Source organism: Streptomyces pseudogriseolus, assembly GCA_002154585.1.
Lineage (GTDB): Bacteria > Actinomycetota > Actinomycetes > Streptomycetales > Streptomycetaceae > Streptomyces > Streptomyces pseudogriseolus.
Genome location: MUNG01000456.1, coordinates 629 through 1,397, shown reverse-complemented (window position 1 = coordinate 1,397; position 769 = coordinate 629). Strand labels below are relative to the sequence as shown.

Sequence of the window (769 nt, the reverse complement as noted above, 5' to 3'; positions counted from 1 at the left end):
GCGGACGGGCGGTTCGTGCCGGCCGGCGGCATGTGGGTGGAGTCCGACACCAACATGCCCGGATCCGAGGCCATGGCCCGGCAGTTCGTCCACGGCAAGCGGTTCTTCCTCGACGAGTTCGGCGTCGACAACGACGAGGCCTGGCTGCCGGACACCTTCGGCTTCGCCGCCGGACTGCCGCAGATCATCAGGGCCGCCGGCTCCAGGTACCTGCTCACGCAGAAGATCTCCTGGTCCCGCACCAACAGTTTCCCGCACCACACCTTCCGCTGGGAGGGCATCGACGGCACCCGGATCTACACCCACTTCCCGCCCGTCGACACCTACAACTGCTCCATGCGCGGCGCCGAGATCGCCCACGCCGTACGCAACTTCAAGGACAAGGGCACAGCCCGGCACTCCCTCGCGCCCACCGGCTGGGGCGACGGGGGCGGCGGCACCACCCGCGANNGCCGCCCGGCTCCGCGACCTCGAGGGATCGGCCACGGTCACCTGGGAGACCCCGTCCGCGTTCTTCGCCAAGGCCGAGGCGGAGAACCCAGAACCGCCCGTGTGGGTCGGCGAGCTGTACCTCGAACTGCACCGCGCCACGCTCACCAGCCAGGCCGGCACCAAGCAGGGCAACCGGCGCAGCGAACACCTCCTGCGGGAGGCCGAGCTGTGGGCGGCCACCGCCGCCGTGCGCACCGGCTTCCCCTACCCGTACGCCGACCTGGACCGGATCTGGAAGACGGTGCTGCTGCACCAGTTCCACGACATCCTGCCCGGC

The 769-nt window shown here is 70.5% G+C and carries 1 pseudogene; it reads left to right on the top strand.

From position 1 onward, the window contains the following. Positions 1–769: pseudogene (locus tag CCN29_RS36420) on the top strand (glycoside hydrolase family 38 N-terminal domain-containing protein); the annotation flags it as partial.